Source organism: Actinobaculum sp. oral taxon 183 str. F0552 (assembly GCF_000466165.1).
Lineage (GTDB): Bacteria > Actinomycetota > Actinomycetes > Actinomycetales > Actinomycetaceae > Peptidiphaga.
This window is the reverse complement of record NZ_KE951468.1, coordinates 1-2,732: the sequence shown is the minus strand read 5'-3', so window position 1 is coordinate 2,732 and position 2,732 is coordinate 1. Positions and strand designations below refer to the sequence as shown.

The 2,732-nt window shown below is 74.0% G+C and carries 2 protein-coding genes; both read right to left on the bottom strand.

Annotated features, from left to right (window positions below; all coding sequences use genetic code 11):
- Positions 1 to 84: 84 nt before the first annotated feature.
- On the bottom strand, positions 85 to 1,314 hold the full coding sequence (locus HMPREF0043_RS08870; protein ID WP_021602713.1) for a deoxyguanosinetriphosphate triphosphohydrolase: 1,230 nt from the start codon (positions 1,312 to 1,314) through the stop codon (positions 85 to 87).
- Between the two features lie 105 nt (positions 1,315 to 1,419).
- Positions 1,420 to 2,586, bottom strand: a complete 1,167-nt coding sequence (dusB, locus tag HMPREF0043_RS08865) for a tRNA dihydrouridine synthase DusB (RefSeq protein ID WP_232206106.1) — start codon at positions 2,584 to 2,586, stop codon at positions 1,420 to 1,422.
- Positions 2,587 to 2,732 lie beyond the last annotated feature (146 nt).

Genomic DNA, 2,732 nt, shown 5'->3' with positions numbered 1-2,732 from the left:
CACCGGGCGCCCGCGCATCGGGCAGGCGCCCGGTGGCGGTGCCGTGGCCCAGGCGGACGGGAGCGGGGCCGGCGCCGGGGCGGCTCAGTTCCTGAGGAATCCGCACAGCCGGGAATGCCATTGGCGTGCCGACTGGTCGGTCAGGGAGGCGACCTGGTCGACGATCACGCGCAGCCGCCCCGATTCGTCGCGGGCCTTCCAGGCTTCGAAGAAGTGCGGCTCGAGGGCGCGGGGGTTCTCGACGAGGGCGTCGACGAGGTCGAAGAGCACGGTCCTCTGCTCGTAATACCGGGGCTCGCTCTCCCGAGGCAGCATGACGTAGGTGACGGCGAGGCCCTTGAGCAGGGCGATCTCGGCCCGCGTCCGCTCGGGGACGACGACGTCGCCCGCGTACCGCCGCAGGGGCCCCGGCCCGTGGGCCGCGATCGTCGCCTCGCACACGCTGGAGACGAAGCGCCCGATGAGGTCGCTCGAGAGGTCCTTGACGGCGGCGAGCTGCGGGTAGGTGCCCTCGAAGTGGGCGGGCCAGGCCTCCTCCCCCAGGAGCCTGTCGAGGGCGTCGCCCAGCGCCGCCCCGTCGGCGAGGCCGTACCAGGCGGTGGTGTCGGCGACGACGCGCTCCTGCTCGGCCGGATCCCACAGGGCCGAGGCGTCGATGAGGCCGCGGACGACGCCGTCTTCGACGTCGTGGACCGAGTAGGCGATGTCGTCGGCGAGGTCCATCATCTGGGCTTCGATGCACCGCTCGGCTCCCCGACCCGCCCGTATCCACGAGAAGACGTCGCGGTCCTCGTCGTAGACGCCGAATTTCGGCGAGGTGCTGCCGTCGGGGCGGGTCGGCCCCCTGCCCGGCCCCCACGGGTACTTGACGACTGCGTCCAGGGTGGCGCGGGTGAGGTTCAAGCCGACGGGGCGGCCGCCGGGAGACGTCCGTTTGGGCTCGAGCCGGGTGAGGATCCGCAGAGTCTGGGCGTTGCCCTCGAACCCGCCGCAGGGTTCGGCCACCTCCGCCAGGGCGCGTTCGCCGTTGTGCCCGTAGGGAGGGTGTCCGAGGTCGTGGGAGAGGCAGGAGGTCTCGACCACGTCGGGGTCGGCGCCGAGGTTGGTGGCCAGGGCGCGCCCGATCTGGGCGACCTCCAGGGAGTGGGTGAGACGGGTCCGGATGAAGTCGTCGGACTCGGGGCCGAGCACCTGGGTCTTGGCGCCCAGCCTGCGCAGCGCGGAGGAGTGGAGGACCCGTCCTCGGTCGCGTTCGAACTCGGTTCTGCTCGGGTCTTTGTCAGGCTCGGCCACCCACCGTTCGTGTGCGTCCATGGCGCCACCATACCCGCGAGCGCCGCGGGCCGGCCACCGTTCGGGCGCCGGATCGCCGGGCGCCCGCTCGCCGGCGGTGTCGGCGGCGCAACCGGGCTCCCCGTCTCAGCCGCCGGAGACGGCGATCTCGGCCTGGGCGACCCTTTCCCGCTGGGCGGGCGTGAGGCTGCGCGAATCGAGCCAGCCCTCGGGCAGGCGCGGCCTTTTGGGGCGTCCGGCCCGTCCGCGGGGCCCGGTTGCGGCGTCGGGGTGGGGTTGGGCGAGGTCGAGCGCGTCGAGCCGGGAACGGAGCTCCTCGAGCGTGGAGACCAGGGAGAGCTCGGCGCGGGCCCGTCCCCCGACGGAGAAACCGCGCAGGTACCAGGCCGTGTGCTTGCGCATCTCCCTGAGGGCCCGACGCTCGTCGCCGTTGAAGTGCTCGACGGACAGCTCCGCGTGGCGGAGGATGGCAGCCGCGACCTCGGCCAGGCCCGGGCGGGCCCTGACGGGCGAGCCGTGCATGGCGGCGGCCAGGTCCCTGAAGAGCCACGGCCGTCCCTGGCAGCCGCGGCCGATCGCCACGCCTGCGCATCCGGTCGCCGACATCATGCGCCGGGCGTCCTCCGCCTCGAAGACGTCCCCGTTGCCGAACACGGGCAGGCCGGTCGCCTGGACAAGCTCGCCGATCGCCTCCCACCGCGCACGCCCCGCGTAGTGCTGGGCGGTCGTGCGCGCGTGGAGGGTGAGCCCCGCGATCCCCTCCTCGCCGGCGATCCGAGCCGCGTCCATGAACGTGGGGTGCTCCTCGTCGATGCCGATGCGGATCTTGGCGGTCACGGGGATCTCGAAGTCCCGCGAGGCGCTGGCCCGCCGGGCGGCTGTCACGGCCGCCGCGACGATTTCGGCGAAGAGGTCGAGTTTCCACGGGAGGGCGGACCCTCCGCCCCTGCGCGTCACCTTGGGGGCGGGGCATCCGAAGTTGAGGTCGACGTGGTCGGCCAGGCCTTCGCGGACGAGCATGTCCACGGCTGCGGCCGTCGTCGCCGGTTCGACGCCGTACAGCTGGATCGAGCGGACCGGGTCGTCGGGGTCGGGTTTGACCATGTTCACGGTCTCGGCCTTGCCTTCGACGAGGGCGCGGGCGGTCGTCATCTCGCACACCCACAGCCCCGCGGGGGCGAACGCGCCGGGCGGCTGGGAGCGCCCAGCCGGATCGACCCCCGCCTCGGCGAGCCCCCTCTCGGCCTCCTCGCGGCACAGCCGCCGGAAGGGCGGGTTCGTCACCCCGGCCATGGGGGCGAGCATGACCGGCGTCCCCAGGACGAGGTCCCCCAGACGGACGCCGGGGCCGGCCTCAGCCATGGGCGTCGTCGTCCGCCGGGGCGTCCTGCGCCGCGTGGGCTCCGCGTTTCGCCCGGGCGGCCGGCGGCCGGCCGTCC